The 17,312-nt window shown below is 57.2% G+C and carries 16 protein-coding genes and 1 pseudogene; 13 read left to right on the forward strand and 4 right to left on the reverse strand.

Annotated features, from left to right (window positions below):
* The first annotated feature begins 175 nt into the window (after nt 1–175).
* The 4 genes from AC07O1_RS03095 to AC07O1_RS03110 are packed head-to-tail and all read left to right on the forward strand — an operon-like array spanning nt 176 to nt 3,764.
* Nucleotides 176–1,063, forward strand: a complete 888-nt coding sequence (locus AC07O1_RS03095; RefSeq protein WP_495087868.1) for a heme/hemin ABC transporter substrate-binding protein — start codon at nt 176–178, stop codon at nt 1,061–1,063.
* Entirely contained in the window at nt 1,060–2,097 is a 1,038-nt protein-coding gene (locus AC07O1_RS03100) for a FecCD family ABC transporter permease (protein WP_495087869.1), read from the forward strand. Before AC07O1_RS03095 ends, AC07O1_RS03100 begins: the two co-directional genes overlap by 4 nt.
* Complete coding sequence (locus AC07O1_RS03105; RefSeq protein WP_495087870.1) at nt 2,097–2,864, forward strand: heme ABC transporter ATP-binding protein; 768 nt, start codon at nt 2,097–2,099, stop codon at nt 2,862–2,864. The genes AC07O1_RS03100 and AC07O1_RS03105 overlap by 1 nt, the downstream gene beginning before the upstream one ends.
* Before the next feature lie 21 nt (nt 2,865–2,885).
* Nucleotides 2,886–3,764 (forward strand): ChaN family lipoprotein, encoded by an 879-nt coding sequence (locus AC07O1_RS03110; RefSeq protein WP_495087871.1) that lies wholly within the window; start codon nt 2,886–2,888, stop codon nt 3,762–3,764.
* A 565-nt stretch (nt 3,765–4,329) separates the two neighbouring features.
* Here the strand turns inward: AC07O1_RS03110 and AC07O1_RS03115 are convergent.
* From AC07O1_RS03115 to AC07O1_RS03125, 3 genes are all read right to left on the reverse strand, one after another.
* Entirely contained in the window at nt 4,330–4,602 is a 273-nt protein-coding gene (locus tag AC07O1_RS03115) for a TfoX/Sxy family protein (protein WP_007902045.1), read from the reverse strand.
* 245 nt (nt 4,603–4,847) lie between these two features.
* Complete coding sequence (locus AC07O1_RS03120; protein WP_495087872.1) at nt 4,848–5,192, reverse strand: pentapeptide repeat-containing protein; 345 nt, start codon at nt 5,190–5,192, stop codon at nt 4,848–4,850.
* A gap of 91 nt (nt 5,193–5,283) precedes the next feature.
* Nucleotides 5,284–6,840 (reverse strand): bifunctional aminoglycoside phosphotransferase/ATP-binding protein, encoded by a 1,557-nt coding sequence (locus AC07O1_RS03125; protein WP_495087873.1) that lies wholly within the window; start codon nt 6,838–6,840, stop codon nt 5,284–5,286.
* Nucleotides 6,841–6,957: 117 nt separating this feature from the next.
* On the opposite strand from AC07O1_RS03125, the gene mrcB reads away from it, so the two are divergent.
* The 3 genes from mrcB to AC07O1_RS03140 are packed head-to-tail and all read left to right on the forward strand — an operon-like array spanning nt 6,958 to nt 10,365.
* Complete coding sequence (mrcB, locus tag AC07O1_RS03130) at nt 6,958–9,282, forward strand: penicillin-binding protein 1B (RefSeq protein ID WP_495087874.1); 2,325 nt, start codon at nt 6,958–6,960, stop codon at nt 9,280–9,282.
* A gap of 16 nt (nt 9,283–9,298) precedes the next feature.
* Complete coding sequence (locus AC07O1_RS03135) at nt 9,299–10,030, forward strand: tetratricopeptide repeat protein (protein WP_495087875.1); 732 nt, start codon at nt 9,299–9,301, stop codon at nt 10,028–10,030.
* On the forward strand, nt 10,030–10,365 hold the full coding sequence (locus AC07O1_RS03140; protein WP_494995687.1) for a YqcC family protein: 336 nt from the start codon (nt 10,030–10,032) through the stop codon (nt 10,363–10,365). Before AC07O1_RS03135 ends, AC07O1_RS03140 begins: the two co-directional genes overlap by 1 nt.
* Before the next feature lie 21 nt (nt 10,366–10,386).
* Here AC07O1_RS03140 and AC07O1_RS03145 read toward each other — a convergent pair.
* A pseudogene (locus tag AC07O1_RS03145) lies at nt 10,387–10,491 on the reverse strand (DUF4124 domain-containing protein); the annotation flags it as partial.
* Nucleotides 10,492–10,872: 381 nt separating this feature from the next.
* Between AC07O1_RS03145 and AC07O1_RS03150 the strand changes: the two are divergent.
* The 6 genes from AC07O1_RS03150 to msrQ all read left to right on the forward strand — a co-directional run bounded on the left by AC07O1_RS03150 (nt 10,873) and on the right by msrQ (nt 16,853).
* Complete coding sequence (locus AC07O1_RS03150) at nt 10,873–12,597, forward strand: acetolactate synthase 3 large subunit (RefSeq protein ID WP_494995688.1); 1,725 nt, start codon at nt 10,873–10,875, stop codon at nt 12,595–12,597.
* A 2-nt stretch (nt 12,598–12,599) separates the two neighbouring features.
* Nucleotides 12,600–13,091, forward strand: a complete 492-nt coding sequence (gene ilvN / locus AC07O1_RS03155) for an acetolactate synthase small subunit (protein ID WP_150643298.1) — start codon at nt 12,600–12,602, stop codon at nt 13,089–13,091.
* Nucleotides 13,092–13,139: 48 nt separating this feature from the next.
* Nucleotides 13,140–14,156, forward strand: coding sequence for a ketol-acid reductoisomerase (ilvC, locus tag AC07O1_RS03160; protein WP_057725048.1), 1,017 nt, complete (start codon nt 13,140–13,142; stop codon nt 14,154–14,156).
* 142 nt (nt 14,157–14,298) lie between these two features.
* Nucleotides 14,299–15,156, forward strand: a complete 858-nt coding sequence (gene pssA, locus AC07O1_RS03165) for a CDP-diacylglycerol--serine O-phosphatidyltransferase (protein WP_494995689.1) — start codon at nt 14,299–14,301, stop codon at nt 15,154–15,156.
* Nucleotides 15,157–15,219: 63 nt separating this feature from the next.
* Nucleotides 15,220–16,233, forward strand: a complete 1,014-nt coding sequence (gene msrP, locus AC07O1_RS03170; protein ID WP_495087876.1) for a protein-methionine-sulfoxide reductase catalytic subunit MsrP — start codon at nt 15,220–15,222, stop codon at nt 16,231–16,233.
* Complete coding sequence (gene msrQ, locus AC07O1_RS03175) at nt 16,233–16,853, forward strand: protein-methionine-sulfoxide reductase heme-binding subunit MsrQ (RefSeq protein ID WP_495011340.1); 621 nt, start codon at nt 16,233–16,235, stop codon at nt 16,851–16,853. Before msrP ends, msrQ begins: the two co-directional genes overlap by 1 nt.
* Nucleotides 16,854–17,312 lie beyond the last annotated feature (459 nt).

Here is a 17,312-nt window from a genome sequence, read left to right on the forward strand (position 1 = left end):
GCTGCCATGGTGTGATGTGACGAAACATGACTGTGCTTGACGCTCAAATGCAAGCAATTATCAAATGCGCGCTTCGCTCGTTGTGCAGGCACTCGCTGATTACGATGCCGAGGGTCCTCGGCATGTCACATTGACGCGTAATCCGGTGGGGCAGCCCCTCAAAGGAAAACCTCTTATGCGCCTGAGTTCCAGCGCTATTGTGTTCTGTGTCGGACTTTTGCTTGCCCATGGCGCCGTAGCGGCTCAATTGCCGCAACGTTGGGTCAGTGCCGGTGGAGCGTTGTCGGAGTGGGTCAGCGCATTGGGGGGCGAGTCGAAGCTGGTTGGTGTGGATACTACAAGCCAGCACCCGGAATCACTCAAGGCACTGCCCAGTATCGGTTATCAGCGGCAGTTGTCAGCTGAGGGCATTTTGAGTTTGCGCCCGCAGATTCTCGTCGGCACCGAAGAAATGGGCCCACCGCCGACGCTGTCGCAGATTCGTAGCGCAGGCGTGCAGGTCGAGCTGTTCTCGGCGCAACCTGATTTGCCGACCTTGCAGGGTAACTTGCAGCATCTGGGCAAGCTGTTGGGCAACGAAGACAAGGCCGCGCGATTGTTTCGCAACTATCAGCAGCAACTGGAACAGCAGAGGGTCTGGGTCAGCCAGCTGCAGACCCGGCAAAAAGCACCGGGTGTGCTGTTGCTAGTGGGACATGCGGGTGGCAAACCCTTGATTGCCGGCAAGGACACGGCGGCTGACTGGTTGCTGCAGGAGGCCGGCGGCCAGAATCTGGCGACTCATAGCGGCTACAAACCCTTTTCAGTCGAGTCCCTGGCCGGCCTGAATCCCGAAGTACTGGTCTTCGCTGACCGCAGCTTGACCGGCGACGCTGCGCGCGCCGCACTGTTCAAGGAGAACCCGATCCTTGCCTCAACCCGTGCAGCCAAGGGCGGGCAAGTGTTTGAGCTCGATCCGAGCTTGTTGGTAGGCGGTCTCGGTCCACGGTTGCCGGAAAGTCTGGTGAAATTGTCGGCCAGCTTCTATTCCATTGAATCAGCCAAGGCTAAAACTGCCCCATGAGCACTCTGGTAAAGCCGCGAGCCTTGTTTATCAGCTTGAGCCTGTTGTGTGTATTGGCGATTTGGCTGTCATTGGCGCTGGGGCCGGTCAGTTTGCCGTTGTTGGATACGTTGCGCGCAGCATTGCGCTTGAGCGGGTTGCCAATTCCGGCAGAGGGGCTGGAGCAGGCCGAACTGATCCTCGGCCAGATTCGTCTACCGCGGACGTTGCTCGGCCTGGCAGTGGGCGGGGTACTGGCGTTGTCCGGCGTGGCGATGCAGGGTTTATTCCGCAATCCGTTGGCCGACCCGGGGCTGGTCGGCGTATCCAGTGGTGCCGCGTTGGGCGCTGCGATCGCGATTGTTGGTGGCGCGGCGCTTGGCGGGCTGCCTGAGGCGTTAGGTCCTTACCTGCTTTCGCTGTGTGCCTTTCTCGGCGGGCTGGGGGTGACGGCGCTGGTCTATCGCCTCGGCCGTCGTAATGGTCAAACCAGCGTGGCGACCATGCTGTTGGCGGGGATCGCTCTGACCGCGCTGGCCGGCTCGGCAGTCGGCTTGTTCACTTATCTGGCGGATGACGCCACGTTGCGTACGCTGGCTTTCTGGAATCTGGGCAGCCTTAACGGCGCCAGTTATTCGCGACTGTGGCCGTTACTGCTGGTGAGCGCGGCGGTGGCGCTGTGGCTTCCGCGTCGGGCCAAGGCGCTGAATGCACTGTTGCTGGGCGAATCGGAGGCCAGCCATTTGGGCATCGACGTTGAAAGGCTCAAGCGTGAATTGGTGTTCTGCACGGCGCTCGGAGTCGGCGCGGCGGTTGCGGCGGCCGGGATGATCGGCTTTGTCGGGTTGGTGGTGCCGCATCTGGTGCGGTTATTGGCCGGGCCGGATCACCGGGTTTTGTTGCCTGCCTCGGTGTTGGCGGGGGCGAGTCTGCTGCTGTTTGCCGATCTGGTGGCGCGTTTGGCCTTGGCGCCCGCCGAGCTACCGATCGGGATAGTCACGGCGTTTATCGGTGCACCGTTCTTTCTGTACTTGTTGCTACGAGGGCGCGCCTGATGCTGCGAGCGGAAAACCTGCAGATCCACCGCGGCAAGCAGACGGTGTTGGCGGATATCAACCTGGAGCTCAAACCGGGCGAAGTGCTCGGCGTGCTCGGGCCGAACGGTGCGGGCAAGAGCACGTTGCTCGGTGCATTGTGCGGTGAGTTGCGTCCCGCTCATGGAAAGGTCTGGCTAGATGAGCGTGAGTTGGGACACTGGGATGGTGCGCAAAGGGCGCAACGCCTGGCGGTATTGCCACAGACCTCGACGTTGGATTTTGCCTTTCGGGTCGAAGAGGTGGTCGGTATGGGGCGCTTGCCCCACCAAAGCGGTCGAGTCCGCGACGACGAAATTATTGCCGCCGCCTTGCATGCAGCCGACGCCGGACATCTGAGCGGGCGCAGCTACCTGGCGTTGTCCGGTGGCGAACGGCAACGGGTGCACCTGGCGCGAGTGCTGGCGCAGCTTTGGCCGGGGCAGGCCGGGCAAACCCTGCTGCTCGACGAGCCGACGTCGATGCTCGATCCGCTGCATCAACACACCACGTTGCAGGCGATTCGCGAGTTTGCCGACCACGGCGCGGCAGTGTTGGTGATCCTGCATGATCTGAACCTGGCAGCGCGCTATTGTGATCGTCTATTGTTGCTTGAGGGCGGACGCCCTCATGTGCTGGACAGCCCGGCGCGGGTGCTGCGACCGGAACCCCTGAAAGCCGTTTTTGGGCTGGATGTGCTGGTGCAGCAGCATCCGGAGCGCGGGCACCCGTTGATCATCGCCCGTTAAGAGCACCCTCGGAGTGAGAGCATGCGCGTAATTCTGATACTGGCTCTGATGCTCCTCGGTGCATGTCATAACGCGGCGATATTGCCGGACACACCGGTTTCAAACAGTTCGAAAGAGCCGGCTGCCGGTGTGATCCGTGATCTCAATAATGGACAGGCGCTGACGGTGGATGAACTGGTCGGTCACTTGGCCAAGGCTTCGCGAGTCGTCGTCGGTGAGCAGCACGACAATCCCGATCACCATGCACTGCAATTGCAGTTGTTAAAGGCGTTGGCTGATCGTCGTGCTCAAGGCAGTCTTCTTCTGGAGATGCTGATGCCGGATCAGCAGCCACGCGTCGACAAGGTCCGCATGGGGTTGAAGGCGTCTGGCTGGCCCGGCGATTTACCTGGGGCGTTGGCGTGGCAATCCGGTTGGGACTGGACGCTGTACGGTCCTGTCGTGCGCTTTGCCCTGGCTCAGCCTTATCCGTTGCTGGCGGCCAATCTGGACAGAAGTGAAGTGCGACGAATTTATACTCAGGCGCCTGCGTTGAGTGGTGTTCGTTCTAACTCGGCTTCGGTAAAGGACGAACTGCTGGCGCAAGTACGCGAATCCCATTGTGGTCTGCTACCGGAAGCGCAAATGCCCGCGATGCTGGCTGTCCAGCAGCAACGTGATCGGCGGATGGCTGAGCGCCTGCTGGCGGCCCCCGTACCCTCTCTGCTATTTGCCGGTGCTTACCACGCGCGCAAGGATGTTGGAGTACCGGTCCATCTGCTTGACCTTGGGGCGGCGAGCGGGACGGTCGTATTGATGCTGGCACAGGAAGGTGTCGAGGTTACTCCGGAAACGGCGGACTATGTCTGGTATACCGCCGCCATGCCGGAACGGGATTATTGCGCTCAGCTGCGTCAGTAAAATCCTGACTGGCCATAGAACTCACCCAAATGCTTCGCCGGGGCTTTTGGTGTGCCCACGGATGGGCCAGGAATCTTTCCTTGATCCAGTAGCGCGAGTTGAAAAGCCGTTCAGCACGATTTTGGCCACTTTTCGACAGGTAAAAAAAGACCCGGCAAAAGCCGGGTCAAATAACCGTGATTAGCCTGATGAGGAGATAAGCTGAGAGTCCGAACCACTGGTCTTCCAGGTTATCGACTGATCTCGCGACCAGTTGTGGTAATCATAACGATTCTCATTTCTGTGTCAATAGCTGTTTTTCCATTTCTGTGAATTGAGCCAAGCGCTCTTTCTGATCCCTATAAGCAGGGGCTTCAAGCTCTTCTCTTTGGGCGAATAGAAGCGGATGACTTCTTTGATTGCCCGGAAATGACGTCGAGAGGCCTTCGGTCGATTCAAACCGGAGCACCTCACCGCATGGCATAAGGTCCTTCAGCAACGGATTTCGAATCCGTTGTAGTCGAACGATCAGTACGTCGGCGCAGGCCGGTTGCTCCCCGAGTAAATACATGAAAATCCTGCCCGCTCAAATCTTATGGCGTGACGATATGGCATCCAGCTGTTTGTTCAATGCCTCTTTGCGCTCTGCCGGGATGTCGTTCCAGTGCACGTCCATCAGCGCGCCTTCGATTGCATAGAGCAACACCTTCGATGCACGAAACCCCCGGGTTCGCACGGCCCGATATGCATCCACCGCCCCCAGGCGGCGTAAGTCAGAAGCGCTGTGGATGCCCACGGCGTGTAACCATTGCGCCGACGTCTTGCCAAGGTTTTTCAGGTGCTGCAGTTCATCATTCATCAAGCCTCCTTGCGACGGCCGAGCGGTGCGTGGGCGAGCTTCAAAGGAGTGTAGCGGTCAGTAGGAAAAGCGTGATTGTTTGGTAGGTTTCGATGAAAAGCTTCTAAGCCGGGAGGTCAGAGAGCTATAGAAAGGGCTGCAAACGCAGTGGGAAGGAGGTTGAGAGCGGGCACGCTGGTTGACAGCGGAAATCACGATGCACAGTCCAGCGCATAGTAAGGGGCGCCGGACTTCAGGTGAGTGAATTACCTGGTGCGGTAGCGCAAGCGCGTGCCGAAATTCACCGACATGAGAATCTCATCGGCTGTCAGCTCTGGTGGGAAGTAAGCGCCAGAGATTTGTGCATGTGCCAGGCTCGCGCCTTCCATGGAGGAACTGCGCAAATCCAGGCCGCGCAAATCAGCTGAGCGGAAATAGGCGTCAGTGAAATCGATACCTTCGGCGTTCAGATCACGTAGGTCGATCCCGCGGAAATCACCGCCACGCATGTCGATAGGTCCGCCGTTAGGCCTTTCTCTATTGAAACCTTCGATGTCGTCTTTGTGCAGCAACGTGTAAAGCGGCGTGTCTAGAAATTTCGGCTGGCTCATGGGGCGTCACCTGTTGGATTTATGGCGCCATTATAGTGCCACTATTTTGCAGCCGTGAAGCCGATACCGGTTTCACGGCTGAAATAGTTGCTTACAGGCCCGGCAAGCGTTGGCGAATGTGTGCGACCAAGCTGTCGAGTGTGCCACTTTCATTGGTCTCGACACGTTTGCTGCACAGAATTTCTGCAGCGGTCAGGGGCTCACGAGTAGCTTGCTGAGCTTCGATAACTGCCATGGTTGCGTCGGACGGATCATTTTTTTCCGCCTGACGCTGTGCGAGCCAGCTCTCGATGACCGCTTGCGGAGCATTGCAGTCAAGGATCAGGAACGGCGCGCCGGTGGCTTCGGCGATTTTCGAAGCGGCATCGCGTTGCTCGCGCTTGAGGTATGTGGCGTCAATCACTACGGGGAAACCGGCACGCAGAATTACATCGGCAATCTGATGCAGGCGGGCGTAGGTGGCAACACTGGATTCGGCGCTATAAATGCCCGCCTCAACGTTGTTTTGCACCTGTTGCTCGCCAAACAACCGCTTGCGTTCGACATCGGAGCGTAGGCGGATCGCGCCCAATGCTTCCACCAGGCGCATGGCTACATGACTTTTGCCGACAGCCGAAACGCCGCAGGTGATCGCCATGAAACGTGAAGGAATGGTGCTGTAGCTTTCTGCCAGATTGGCGTAGTTGCGGTATTGCTTCAGCGTGGCCGCTCGCTGTACCGGGTCGGCTTCGGCCGGCATGCTGAACAGGCTGACTTTGGCGCGAACCAGCGCGCGATAGGCCTTGTAGAAGTTCAGCAGCTCAAGTCCCTGGTAATCGCCGGTCAGCTCCAGGTACTGGCTGATGAAGCGCCGCGCCAGGCTTTTAAGGCCGCGATCTTCCAGGTCCATCGCGAGGAACGCGGTGTCGGCGTATACGTCGGTGAAGCGGAACGGTTCGTTGAACTCGATGCAGTCAAAGATCACTACGTTGCCGTCAATGACGGTGGCGTTGCCCAAGTGGATGTCACCGTGACACTCACGGATAAACCCCTCGACCTTGCGCTGGGCGAGCAGTGCCTTGAGACGCTCGAAGCTGCTTTCTGCCCAGGCTTGCAGGGCGTCGAGTTGCAGCAGGTCAGCCTTGTCGCTGAGGAATGGGCGAATTTGTTCGAAGTTCTGCCGAACCGGTGCCATGACGCTTTCGGGAGTGCCGGCCTCGTGGGTTGCCGGAACCACTGGTGCAGTGAGGTGGAACTGAGCGATCTGTTTGGCCATCGCATCGATGTGCGCAGTCGTCAGCTCGCCATTGGCTTGCAGGGTGCTAAGCAATTGGCTTTGCGGGAACTGACGCATTTTCAGCGCGTAGTCGATCACCGGACCACTGCCAGCCAATTGCGGAGCTTCGGCGCTGCCGGTAATCGGCAACACTTCCAGGTACAAATCGTGGGTCAGGCGCTGGTTCAGGCGTAGCTCTTCGCCGCAGAAGTGTTCGCGAGCCTCCAGGCCAGTGAAGTCCAGGAAGCCGAAGTTGACTGGCTTCTTCACTTTATAGGCGTAGGGGCCGGTGAGCAGCACCCAGGAGATATGCGTCTCGATGACCTGAAACCCTTCTACGGGATGAGGATAGAGGGCCGGATTTTGCAGGGCGGCGATCAGGGACTGGCTCACAGGCGATCCTTTGGAGTCGGGAAAAATTCAAGGGCGTCATTATGGCTGCAAGCGGCGGGAGTGCAAACCTGGGGGGGCTCCTGTTGAGTCTCAATAAAGTGCGTATAATCCGCCGCCATGACTCGTACTCGATCCCCTCGTTCCGCTAAAAAACATCCCTCTGGTGGCCTGCGCCCCTGGTTAGGCTGGGCTCTGAAGCTCAGCCTGGTCGGCCTGGTGGTGCTCGCCGGCTTTGCGGTTTATCTCGATGCAGTGGTTCAGGAGAAGTTCTCCGGCAAGCGCTGGACCATCCCGGCCAAGGTTTATGCCCGGCCGCTGGAGCTGTTCGTCGGACAAAAGCTCAGCAAGGAAGATTTCCTGACTGAACTCGATGCTCTGGGTTACCGGCGCGAAAGCGTCGCCAATGGTCCCGGCGCAGCATCGGTCAATGGCAACACGGTCGATTTGAATACTCGCGGTTTCCAGTTCTATGAAGGTCTGGAGCAGGCCCAGCCGGTGCGGGTACGTTTCTCCGGAGACTATGTGGCCGAGCTTTCGGCGATCAATGGCTCGAAAGTCTCGGTTGTGCGTCTGGAACCGCTATTGATCGGCGGTCTTTACCCGAAAAACCTCGAAGATCGCATCCTGATCAAGATCGATCAGGTGCCACCGTACCTGCTTGATACGTTGGTAGCTGTGGAAGACCGGGACTTCTATCACCACTTCGGGGTTTCTCCGAAGTCGATTGCCCGGGCCGTTTGGGTCAACACCTCGTCGGGGCAAATGCGTCAGGGCGGCAGTACGTTGACTCAGCAACTGGTCAAAAACTTCTTCCTGACCAACGAGCGCAGCCTGTCGCGTAAGTTGACCGAAGCGATGATGGCCCTGCTGCTTGAGATGCATTACGACAAGCGCGAAATCCTTGAGGCTTACCTCAACGAAGTTTTCATCGGTCAGGACGGTCAGCGGGCGGTGCACGGTTTTGGGCTGGCCAGTCAGTTCTTCTTCAGCCAGCCGCTGTCCGAACTCAAACTGCATCAGGTCGCGTTGCTGGTGGGTATGGTCAAGGGGCCGTCCTTTTATAACCCGCGTCGTTACCCTGAACATGCGCTTGAGCGTCGTAACCTGGTACTCGATCTGCTGGAGCAGCAAGGTGTTGCGACTGCCGAGCAAGTGGCAGCAGCCAAGAAGATGCCGTTGGGCGTAACCACGCGCGGCAGTCTGGCTGACAGCTCGTTCCCGGGTTTCCTTGATCTGGTCAAACGTCAGTTGCGCGAAGACTACCGCGACGAAGACTTGACCGAAGAAGGGCTGCGGATTTTCACCAGTTTCGATCCGATTCTGCAGATGAAGGCAGAGGCCTCGGTCAACGATACCTTCAAGCGTCTTGCCGGCCGCAAGGGGTCGGATGAGGTCGAAGCCGCGATGGTGGTGACCAACCCGGAAACGGGGGAGGTCCAGGCCATGATCGGCAGCCGTCAGGCAAGCTTTGCCGGTTTCAACCGGGCACTGGATGCCGTGCGGCCAATCGGCTCGTTGGTCAAGCCTGCGGTTTACCTGACTGCACTTGAGAAACCCAGCCAATACACATTGACCAGCTGGCTCTCCGATGATGTTTTCTCGGTGAAGGGTGCTGACGGTCAGATCTGGAAGCCGCAGAATTATGATCGCCGTTCCCACGGCACGGTCTTCCTGTACCAGGGGTTGGCGCATTCCTACAACCTGTCGACCGCACGTCTGGGCCTGGCAGTCGGTGTGCCAAATGTCCTCAAGACACTGGCGCGCCTGGGTATTACCCGCGAGTTTCCAGCCTTCCCGTCGATGTTGCTGGGGGCTGGTGGCTTGAGTCCGATGGAAGTGGCGACTATGTATCAGACCCTGGCCAACGGCGGTTTCAATACGCCGATGCGTGGGATTCGTAGCGTGTTGACCGCCGAAGGCCAGCCGCTCAAGCGTTATCCGTTCCAGATTCAGCAGCGTTTCGATCCGGGTTCGATCTACTTGATCCAGAGCGCCATGCAGCGGGTGATGCGCGAAGGTACCGGCAGTTCGGTCTACAACGTCCTGCCGAAAACCCTGGCGCTGGCGGGCAAGACCGGCACCAGTAACGATTCACGAGACAGTTGGTTCGCCGGTTTTAGCCAGGATTTGCTGGCAGTGGTCTGGCTCGGTCGCGATGACAACGGTAAAACACCCTTCACCGGTGCCACTGGCGCCCTGCAGGTCTGGACCAGTTTCATGCGCAAGGCTGACCCGTTGCCGCTGGATATGCCGCAGCCGGAAAACGTTGTTCAGGCTTGGGTCGACTCCCGTACCGGGCAGGGTTCCGAAGCGAGCTGCCCGGGCGCGGTGCAGATGCCGTATATTCGCGGCAGTGAACCGCCTCCCGGTGCCGCTTGCGGTGGCGCAAGCCCGGCTTCCGTTGAGTCGGTTATGGATTGGGTCAAAGGCTGGATGAATTAAGCGAAGAGGGATTTAAGTGAACAAGTGGTGGATTCCAGCTATTACAGCTCTGGCTTTGCTCAACGGTTGCTCCAGCGTGCAGCGCGGCGCGATTCCGGTGGTGGATTCCGGCAGCGCCGTTTCCAACAGCGAGAGGATTTCGGCCAATGGCGGCTTCCGTCAGACGACTGTCAAGCGCCCGACGCAAGCTCAGACTCAGGCCGTCCCGCAAGACTCGGGCGTGGTGGTGATGATTCCGGGCGGTGGCGCGACCACTTCGGTGCCGATCAGCAGTGCGCCGATTACCCCGGGTCCGATCACTCCAGGACCGATCGATGCATCGCCTGTTCAGTCGGCACCGATCAATCAGGGCAATTACAGTATGCCGTCGACGCCGAGCGGGATTCCTTCCGCCAGCACCGGTGGTTTGTCCGCTGACGAGCAGTTGGATGGTCCTGTGCTGGCCTTGCTGACCACCGCCCAGCAGCAACAGGCGAGCGGTGACCTGAACGGTGCCTCCTCCAGTCTGGAGCGCGCCCAGCGTGTCGCCCCGCGCGAACCGCAAGTGCTCTACCGTTTGGCGCAGGTGCGCATGGCTCAGGGTGATGCGGCGCAAGCCGAGCAGTTCGCTCGTCGGGGTCTGACCTTCGCCAATGGTCGTCCGGCTCTTCAGGCGAACCTGTGGGAGCTGATCGCTCAGGCGCGTGAGAAACAGGGTGACCCCGCAGGCGCGGCACTGGCTCGTCAGAAGGCCAAGGTTTCTCTCTGATGGATGCACGCTTTCCGAAAATTGCCGAACAACTCCTGTTGATCGAGCGTGAGCTGCGGGTTCAGGGGTGGTGGGGTGAAGTCTCGCCATCGGCAGACGCTCTGCTCAGTGTCGAACCGTTCTCGATCGATACCCTGGACTTCGAGCAATGGTTGCAATGGATCTTCCTGCCGCGGATGAAAACGATTTTGGAAAGCGATCTACCGCTGCCCAATGTCTCGGGTATTCAGGAGATGGCCGAAATGGTCTTCGCTGCCCGAAATGTCCAGGGCAAGGATCGGCAACTGCAGGTCTTGCTCAAAGAATTCGATCTGCTGATCACCGCCTCTCGCTGAATTGGAGACTGCCAGTACCTGCTGGCAGATATCTGCAATCTGTTTCTGTGCTTCGGTGATGCGTTCCTGTCGTTGTCGGTCGGTCAGGCGGCGCATCTCACCGTCGACCCATTTCCTGGTCATGGGTGCGCAATTGAAGCTAACACAGCTGCTGTTTAAAGGTTTTTTCTTGCTTTCTCATGTACTTGGTTTGAATAAAGCACATTGACGGCTTGACTTGGAGAGGGCGAATCAGAACAATCCAAAGTCCGCTGTAGAGGGACTGCCAGAAGCAGACCCGCTCAGTAGATCATGAGGCGCACATCCGCGCCGACCTGTTACACCCGCAACGCGTTACCTCGCGCTGGGTGGGAAAACCCCGCAACACTTGGGGAGCTCCCAATACTTGCTCAGTCAGTGCTGACGTAGTCGGCGACCACCGTCGCTCATGCTCTGCTAAGCAGTAAACCTATTAAGACCCGTTCCCTTTTTAGTGGACGGTATTCTGGCGTTTTAGAGGTGAACAACGTGGAGCTTTTATCTGGCGGTGAGATGCTCGTCCGCTTTTTGCGTGACGAAGGCGTCAAATATATTTACGGGTACCCGGGTGGTGCTCTCCTTCATGTTTACGATGCCCTGTTCAAAGAACCGGAAGTGACCCACATTCTGGTTCGTCATGAACAGGCCGCGACCCATATGGCTGACGGCTACGCTCGTGCCACCGGTAAAGCCGGTGTGGTACTGGTGACCTCCGGCCCGGGCGCAACCAATGCCATCACCGGTATTGCCACGGCCTACATGGACTCCATTCCGATGGTGATCATTTCTGGTCAGGTGCCTAGCACCATGGTTGGCACCGATGCGTTCCAGGAAACCGACATGATCGGTATTTCCCGGCCGATCGTGAAGCACAGCTTCATGATCAAGCATGCGTCGGAAATTCCGGAAGTCATGAAGAAGGCGTTCTACCTGGCGCAATCCGGTCGTCCTGGTCCGGTCGTGGTCGATATCCCGAAAGACATGACCAACCCGGCCGAGAAGTTTGAATACATCTTCCCGAAGAAAGCCAAGCTGCGTTCCTATAGCCCGGCTGTTCGTGGTCACTCCGGCCAAATCCGCAAAGCGGCAGAAATGCTGCTGGCGGCCAAGCGTCCAGTTCTTTATGCGGGCGGCGGCGTGATCCTCGGTGGCGGCTCCGCACCGCTGACTGAACTGGCGCAAATGCTCAACCTGCCGGTGACCAATACATTGATGGGCCTGGGTTCATACCCTGGCACTGATCGTCAGTTCATCGGCATGCTCGGCATGCACGGTAGCTACACCGCCAACCTGGCGATGCACCACGCCGACGTGATCCTCGCAGTCGGTGCGCGTTTCGACGATCGCGTGATCAACGGCCCGGCCAAGTTTTGCCCGAATGCCAAGATCATTCACATCGACATCGACCCGGCTTCGATTTCCAAGACCATCAAGGCAGACGTGCCTATCGTTGGTCCGGTCGAGAGCGTCCTGACCGAAATGGTTGCGACCCTCAAGGAAATCGGCGAGACCCCGAACAAGGACTCCGTTGCCAGTTGGTGGAAGCAAGTCGAGGAGTGGCGCGGTGATCGCGGCCTGTTCCCTTATGACAAGGGCGACGGCAGCATCATCAAGCCGCAGACCGTGATCGAAACCCTCTGCGAAGTGACCAAGGGCGATGCCTATGTGACCTCCGACGTGGGCCAGCACCAGATGTTCGCGGCGCAGTACTACCGGTTCAACAAGCCTAACCGCTGGATCAACTCCGGTGGCCTGGGGACAATGGGCTTCGGTTTCCCTGCTGCCATGGGCGTCAAGTTGAGCTTCCCTGATGCTGATGTTGCCTGTGTCACCGGTGAAGGCAGTATTCAGATGAACATTCAGGAACTGTCGACCTGCCTGCAATATGGTTTGCCGGTAAAAATCGTCAACCTGAACAACGGCGTGCTGGGTATGGTTCGTCAGTGGCAGGACATGAGCTACGGCAGTCGTCACTCGCACTCTTATATGGAATCGCTGCCTGACTTCGTCAAGCTGGTCGAGGCCTATGGTCACGTGGGCATACGCATCACTGATCTGAAGGATTTGAAGCCGAAGATGGAAGAAGCGTTCGCCATGAAAGATCGCCTGGTGTTCCTCGATATTCAGGTCGATACCAGCGAACACGTCTACCCGATGCAGATCAAAGACGGCTCCATGCGCGATATGTGGCTGAGCAAGACGGAGCGTACTTAATCATGCGGCACATTATCTCCTTGCTTCTGGAAAACGAACCGGGCGCCTTGTCTCGCGTTGTTGGCCTGTTTTCCCAGCGTAACTACAACATCGAAAGCCTGACCGTGGCACCGACTGAAGACCCGACTCTGTCGCGTTTGACGCTGACCACTGTTGGCCATGATGAAGTGATTGAACAAATCACCAAGAACCTCAACAAGCTGATCGAAGTGGTCAAACTGGTCGACCTGTCGGAAAGTGCTCACATCGAGCGTGAACTGATGCTGGTCAAGGTCAAAGCCACCGGTGCCCAGCGCGCCGAGATCAAGCGTACTACCGACATTTATCGTGGGCAGATAGTCGATGTCAGCGCTAGCGTGTATACCGTTCAATTGACCGGTACCAGCGACAAGCTCGACAGCTTCATTCAGTCGATCGGCACTGCCGCGATTCTGGAAACCGTACGCAGTGGCGTCACCGGGATTGCCCGTGGCGACAAAGTGCTGAGCATCTAACTCAAATTAGCGAATGGCCTGAACGGCCTGGATATATAGGGGAAATTCATGAAAGTTTATTACGATAAAGACTGTGACCTGTCGATCATCCAGGGCAAGAAAGTAGCCATCATCGGTTACGGCTCCCAAGGCCACGCACAAGCTTGCAACCTGAAAGACTCTGGCGTTGACGTGACTGTTGGTCTGCGCAAAGGCTCGGCAACCGTTGCCAAAGCGGAAGCTCACGGCCTGAAAGTGACTGACGTTGCCAGCGCTGTCGCCGCTGCCGACCTGGTCATGATCCTGACCCCGGACGAGTTCCAGTCCGCTCTGTACAAGAACGAAATCGAGCCGAACATCAAGCAGGGCGCAACCCTGGCCTTCTCCCACGGCTTCGCGATCCACTACAACCAGGTTGTGCCACGCGCTGACCTCGACGTGATCATGATCGCGCCGAAAGCTCCGGGCCACACCGTGCGTTCCGAGTTCGTCAAGGGCGGCGGTATCCCTGACCTGATCGCTATTTATCAGGATGCTTCCGGCAACGCCAAAAACGTTGCTCTGTCCTACGCTGCTGGCGTTGGCGGCGGTCGTACCGGCATCATCGAAACCACGTTCAAAGACGAAACCGAAACCGACCTGTTCGGCGAACAGGCTGTTCTGTGTGGCGGTACTGTTGAACTGGTTAAAGCTGGTTTCGAAACGCTGGTTGAAGCTGGCTACGCGCCAGAAATGGCCTACTTCGAGTGCCTGCACGAACTGAAGCTGATCGTTGACCTCATGTACGAAGGCGGTATCGCCAACATGAACTACTCGATCTCCAACAACGCTGAATACGGCGAATACGTGACGGGTCCTGAAGTGATCAACGCCGAATCCCGTCAGGCCATGCGCAACGCCCTGAAACGCATTCAGGACGGCGAGTATGCCAAGATGTTCATCAGTGAAGGCGCTACCGGCTACCCATCGATGACCGCCAAGCGTCGTAACAACGCCGCTCACGGTATCGAAATCATCGGCGAGCAACTGCGCTCGATGATGCCGTGGATCGGTGCCAACAAGATCGTCGACAAAGCCAAGAACTAAGTTCTAGCCTTGAAGAGAAAACGCGGCTTAGGCCGCGTTTTTTCGTTTGTGTAGACAGGTTCTGGTATAAAGCTGGATCTGCGTGCGAACCGTTGTCGCAGACACCTGTCGAAACTTTCCACACCGTTGTAAGGTAATGTCCATGAGCGAACGTCCCGAAGAGCCAAACCAGGCCTCTGACGCCGAAAGCCTGCTACCGATCGATGAGCATGTCGAAGAAGGACATGACGCTGAAGGCCGTAAAGTCCGGCATCGTGGTATCTATCTTCTGCCGAATCTGTTCACCACCGCGAACCTGTTTGCGGGGTTTTACTCCATTATTAATTCCATGAGCGCACAGAGCGCTTTGAGTGCTGGTGACGCGATAAGCGCGAGCAAGTATTTTGCTTTTGCCGCGATCGCGATCTTCGTCGCCATGGTGCTCGACGGCCTTGATGGTCGCGTTGCCCGGATGACCAACACCCAGAGTGCTTTCGGCGCTGAATATGATTCGTTGTCCGATATGGTCGCCTTTGGCGTCGCACCCGCGTTACTGGCATTTGGCTGGGCCTTGGGTGATATGGGCAAGGTAGGCTGGATGGTCGCATTCGTCTATGTAGCTGGCGCGGCATTGCGTTTGGCGCGTTTCAATACTCAGGTGGGTACTGCAGACAAACGTTATTTCATCGGTCTGGCCAGTCCGGCCGCGGCAGGTGTGGTAGCCGGGATTGTCTGGGCGTTCAGCGATTACGGCATCCAGGGCTCCAAAATGTCCTTCCTTGTTGCTCTGATGGTTGCTGCCGCTGGCATGCTGATGGTCAGCAACATCAAGTACAACAGCTTCAAGGAGCTGGATCTGAAAGGGCGAGTGCCTTTTGTTGCGATTCTGGCAGTGGTGCTGGTGTTCGCTGTAGTTTTCAGTGACCCGCCGCGCATTCTGTTGCTGGTTTTCCTCGCCTATGCGGCCTCCGGCCCAGTGCAATATTTGTTACGTCTTCGCCGTCACAAAAACGTCGAGTGATGTAATTTCCCCCATACTCCGCAGTCTATTGGCGCATCAGTCCTCCAATGCTGCGGAGTTGTCATGTTAATCAAATTGCCCAAGTCGTCCGATTGCCAAGAGTCGGATGTTACGCCTGAGTCCCTCTACTTCTCTCGCCGCAGTATTCTGGGCGGTGCTATTGCCGGACTGGCATTCAGCAGCCTGCCGCGCTGGGCGAATGCGCAAGATGCCGGTCGTTATGCGGATGTCGAGGCAGGCAAAACTCCGTCCTGGTTCGCGCAGAAACTGCCGGCGACCAAATGGCAGGCCATCACCATCAAGGATGAGGCGATTACGCCATTCAAGGATGCGACCCACTACAACAACTTCTATGAATTCGGCACTGATAAAGGTGATCCGGCACAGAACGCCGGTGCGCTGAAAACCGAGCCGTGGAGCGTTGTGGTGGATGGCGAGGTGGGTAAGCCCGGGCGTTACGCTCTGGAGGATTTCATCAAACCCTATCAGTTAGAGGAACGGATCTACCGTCTGCGTTGTGTGGAGGCCTGGTCGATGGTCATTCCCTGGATTGGCTTTCCCATCTCTACACTGCTGAAGCAGGTTGAGCCGACCTCCAAAGCCAGGTTCATTCGTTTCGAAACCCTGGAGGATCCCAAGAGCATGCCCGGTCAGCGCTCTGGTTTTGCCTTGATCCATTGGCCTTATATAGAAGGGCTTCGTCTGGATGAGGCGATGAATCCTTTGGCGATTCTTGCGGTGGGTATGTATGGGCGCGAGCTTCCCAATCAAAACGGTGCGCCGCTGCGTCTTGTGGTGCCGTGGAAGTATGGCTTCAAGAGCGTCAAATCCATTGTGCGTATCAGTCTGGTCAGTGAGCAGCCGAAAACCACCTGGCAGAGCATTGCATCCGATGAGTACGGTTTTTACGCGAACGTAAATCCTGAGGTTGATCACCCGCGCTGGACTCAGGCGCGGGAGCGTCGTCTACCGAGCGGGTTGTTCAGTCCCAATGTGCGCGAGACACAAATGTTCAACGGCTACTCCAATGAGGTCGCTTCCTTATATGCCGGCCTCGATCTACGGAAGAATTACTGATGCGTTATCCGTTGTGGCGCATTGGCGTCTTTATAGTGGCGGCGGTTTGGCCGCTGCTTTGGTTGTATCAGGCCTGGATCTTCGCCCTTGGGCCGGATCCAGGAAAGGTGCTGGTTGACAGGCTAGGGTTGGGCACGCTGATCCTGTTGTTGATTACTCTGAGCATGACGCCTTTGCAGAGGCTGACCGGTTGGGCGGGGTGGATTGCCATACGACGGCAGTTGGGTTTGTGGTGCTTCGCTTATGTGGTCATGCATTTGAGTGCCTACCTGGTGTTTATCCTTGGCCTTGATTGGTCGCAACTGGGAGTGGAGTTGCATAAGCGGCCTTACATCGTTGTCGGCAGTCTTGGGTTTCTTGGATTGTTAGTGTTGGCGGTCACCTCTAATCGTTATAGCCAGCGACGCCTCGGTAGTCGCTGGAAAAAGTTGCATCGCTTGGCGTATGTGATCCTGGGGCTTGGATTACTGCATATGCTTTGGATCGTTCGTGCGGATCTGAAGGAGTGGGCTATGTATGCATCTATAGGTGCGTTGCTATTAGGGTTACGTATCCCGCCTGTCACGCGTCGAATCCCCCGGTTAATAGCGAAAAAAGCCCCCTCGGCAACAAAAGTGTAATTAACCCTTGACGGCAGAATCTGGAAGCCTATAATTCGCCCCACTTCCGGCGCAGTCGAAACGGAAAACTCCTTGGTAAACAAAGAGTTACGTAGTTTTCGACGGTGCCTGAGCTTCAGTTCATCGAGGTCGGAAGGAGTTGCTGGGGCAGTGGTGTTTGGCTCTATTAACGGTTCGATCCACTCGGTCGAAAGCGGTGTAAAAGAGGTGTTGACAGCAGCGTGTAACGCTGTAGAATTCGCCTCCCGCTAACGAGTGATCGGAAGCGCCAAGTGGTTGAAGTTGCAAAGGAAACTTTGAAAACTTCGGAAAATAACCGCTTGACAGATACAGAGGAAAGCGTAGAATGCGCGCCTCGGTTGAGACGAAAGATCTTAACCAACCGCTCTTTAACAACTGAATCAAGCAATTCGTGTGGGTGCTTGTGGAGTCAGACTGATAGTCAACAAGATTATCAGC

The sequence above is a fragment of the Pseudomonas sp. GW821-FHT07G10 genome, assembly GCF_059418545.1.

Coding starts and splice junctions, on each gene's coding strand:
- AC07O1_RS03115 (WP_007902045.1), bottom strand. CDS start 4,602: ATGAATGATGAACTGCAGCACCTGAAAAACCTTGGCAAGACGTCGGCG.
- mrcB (WP_495087874.1), top strand. CDS start 6,958: ATGACTCGTACTCGATCCCCTCGTTCCGCTAAAAAACATCCCTCTGGT.
- AC07O1_RS03100 (WP_495087869.1), top strand. CDS start 1,060: ATGAGCACTCTGGTAAAGCCGCGAGCCTTGTTTATCAGCTTGAGCCTG.
- ilvN (WP_150643298.1), top strand. CDS start 12,600: ATGCGGCACATTATCTCCTTGCTTCTGGAAAACGAACCGGGCGCCTTG.
- AC07O1_RS03110 (WP_495087871.1), top strand. CDS start 2,886: ATGCGCGTAATTCTGATACTGGCTCTGATGCTCCTCGGTGCATGTCAT.
- AC07O1_RS03095 (WP_495087868.1), top strand. CDS start 176: ATGCGCCTGAGTTCCAGCGCTATTGTGTTCTGTGTCGGACTTTTGCTT.
- pssA (WP_494995689.1), top strand. CDS start 14,299: ATGAGCGAACGTCCCGAAGAGCCAAACCAGGCCTCTGACGCCGAAAGC.
- ilvC (WP_057725048.1), top strand. CDS start 13,140: ATGAAAGTTTATTACGATAAAGACTGTGACCTGTCGATCATCCAGGGC.
- AC07O1_RS03140 (WP_494995687.1), top strand. CDS start 10,030: ATGGATGCACGCTTTCCGAAAATTGCCGAACAACTCCTGTTGATCGAG.
- msrQ (WP_495011340.1), top strand. CDS start 16,233: ATGCGTTATCCGTTGTGGCGCATTGGCGTCTTTATAGTGGCGGCGGTT.
- msrP (WP_495087876.1), top strand. CDS start 15,220: ATGTTAATCAAATTGCCCAAGTCGTCCGATTGCCAAGAGTCGGATGTT.
- AC07O1_RS03105 (WP_495087870.1), top strand. CDS start 2,097: ATGCTGCGAGCGGAAAACCTGCAGATCCACCGCGGCAAGCAGACGGTG.
- AC07O1_RS03120 (WP_495087872.1), bottom strand. CDS start 5,192: ATGAGCCAGCCGAAATTTCTAGACACGCCGCTTTACACGTTGCTGCAC.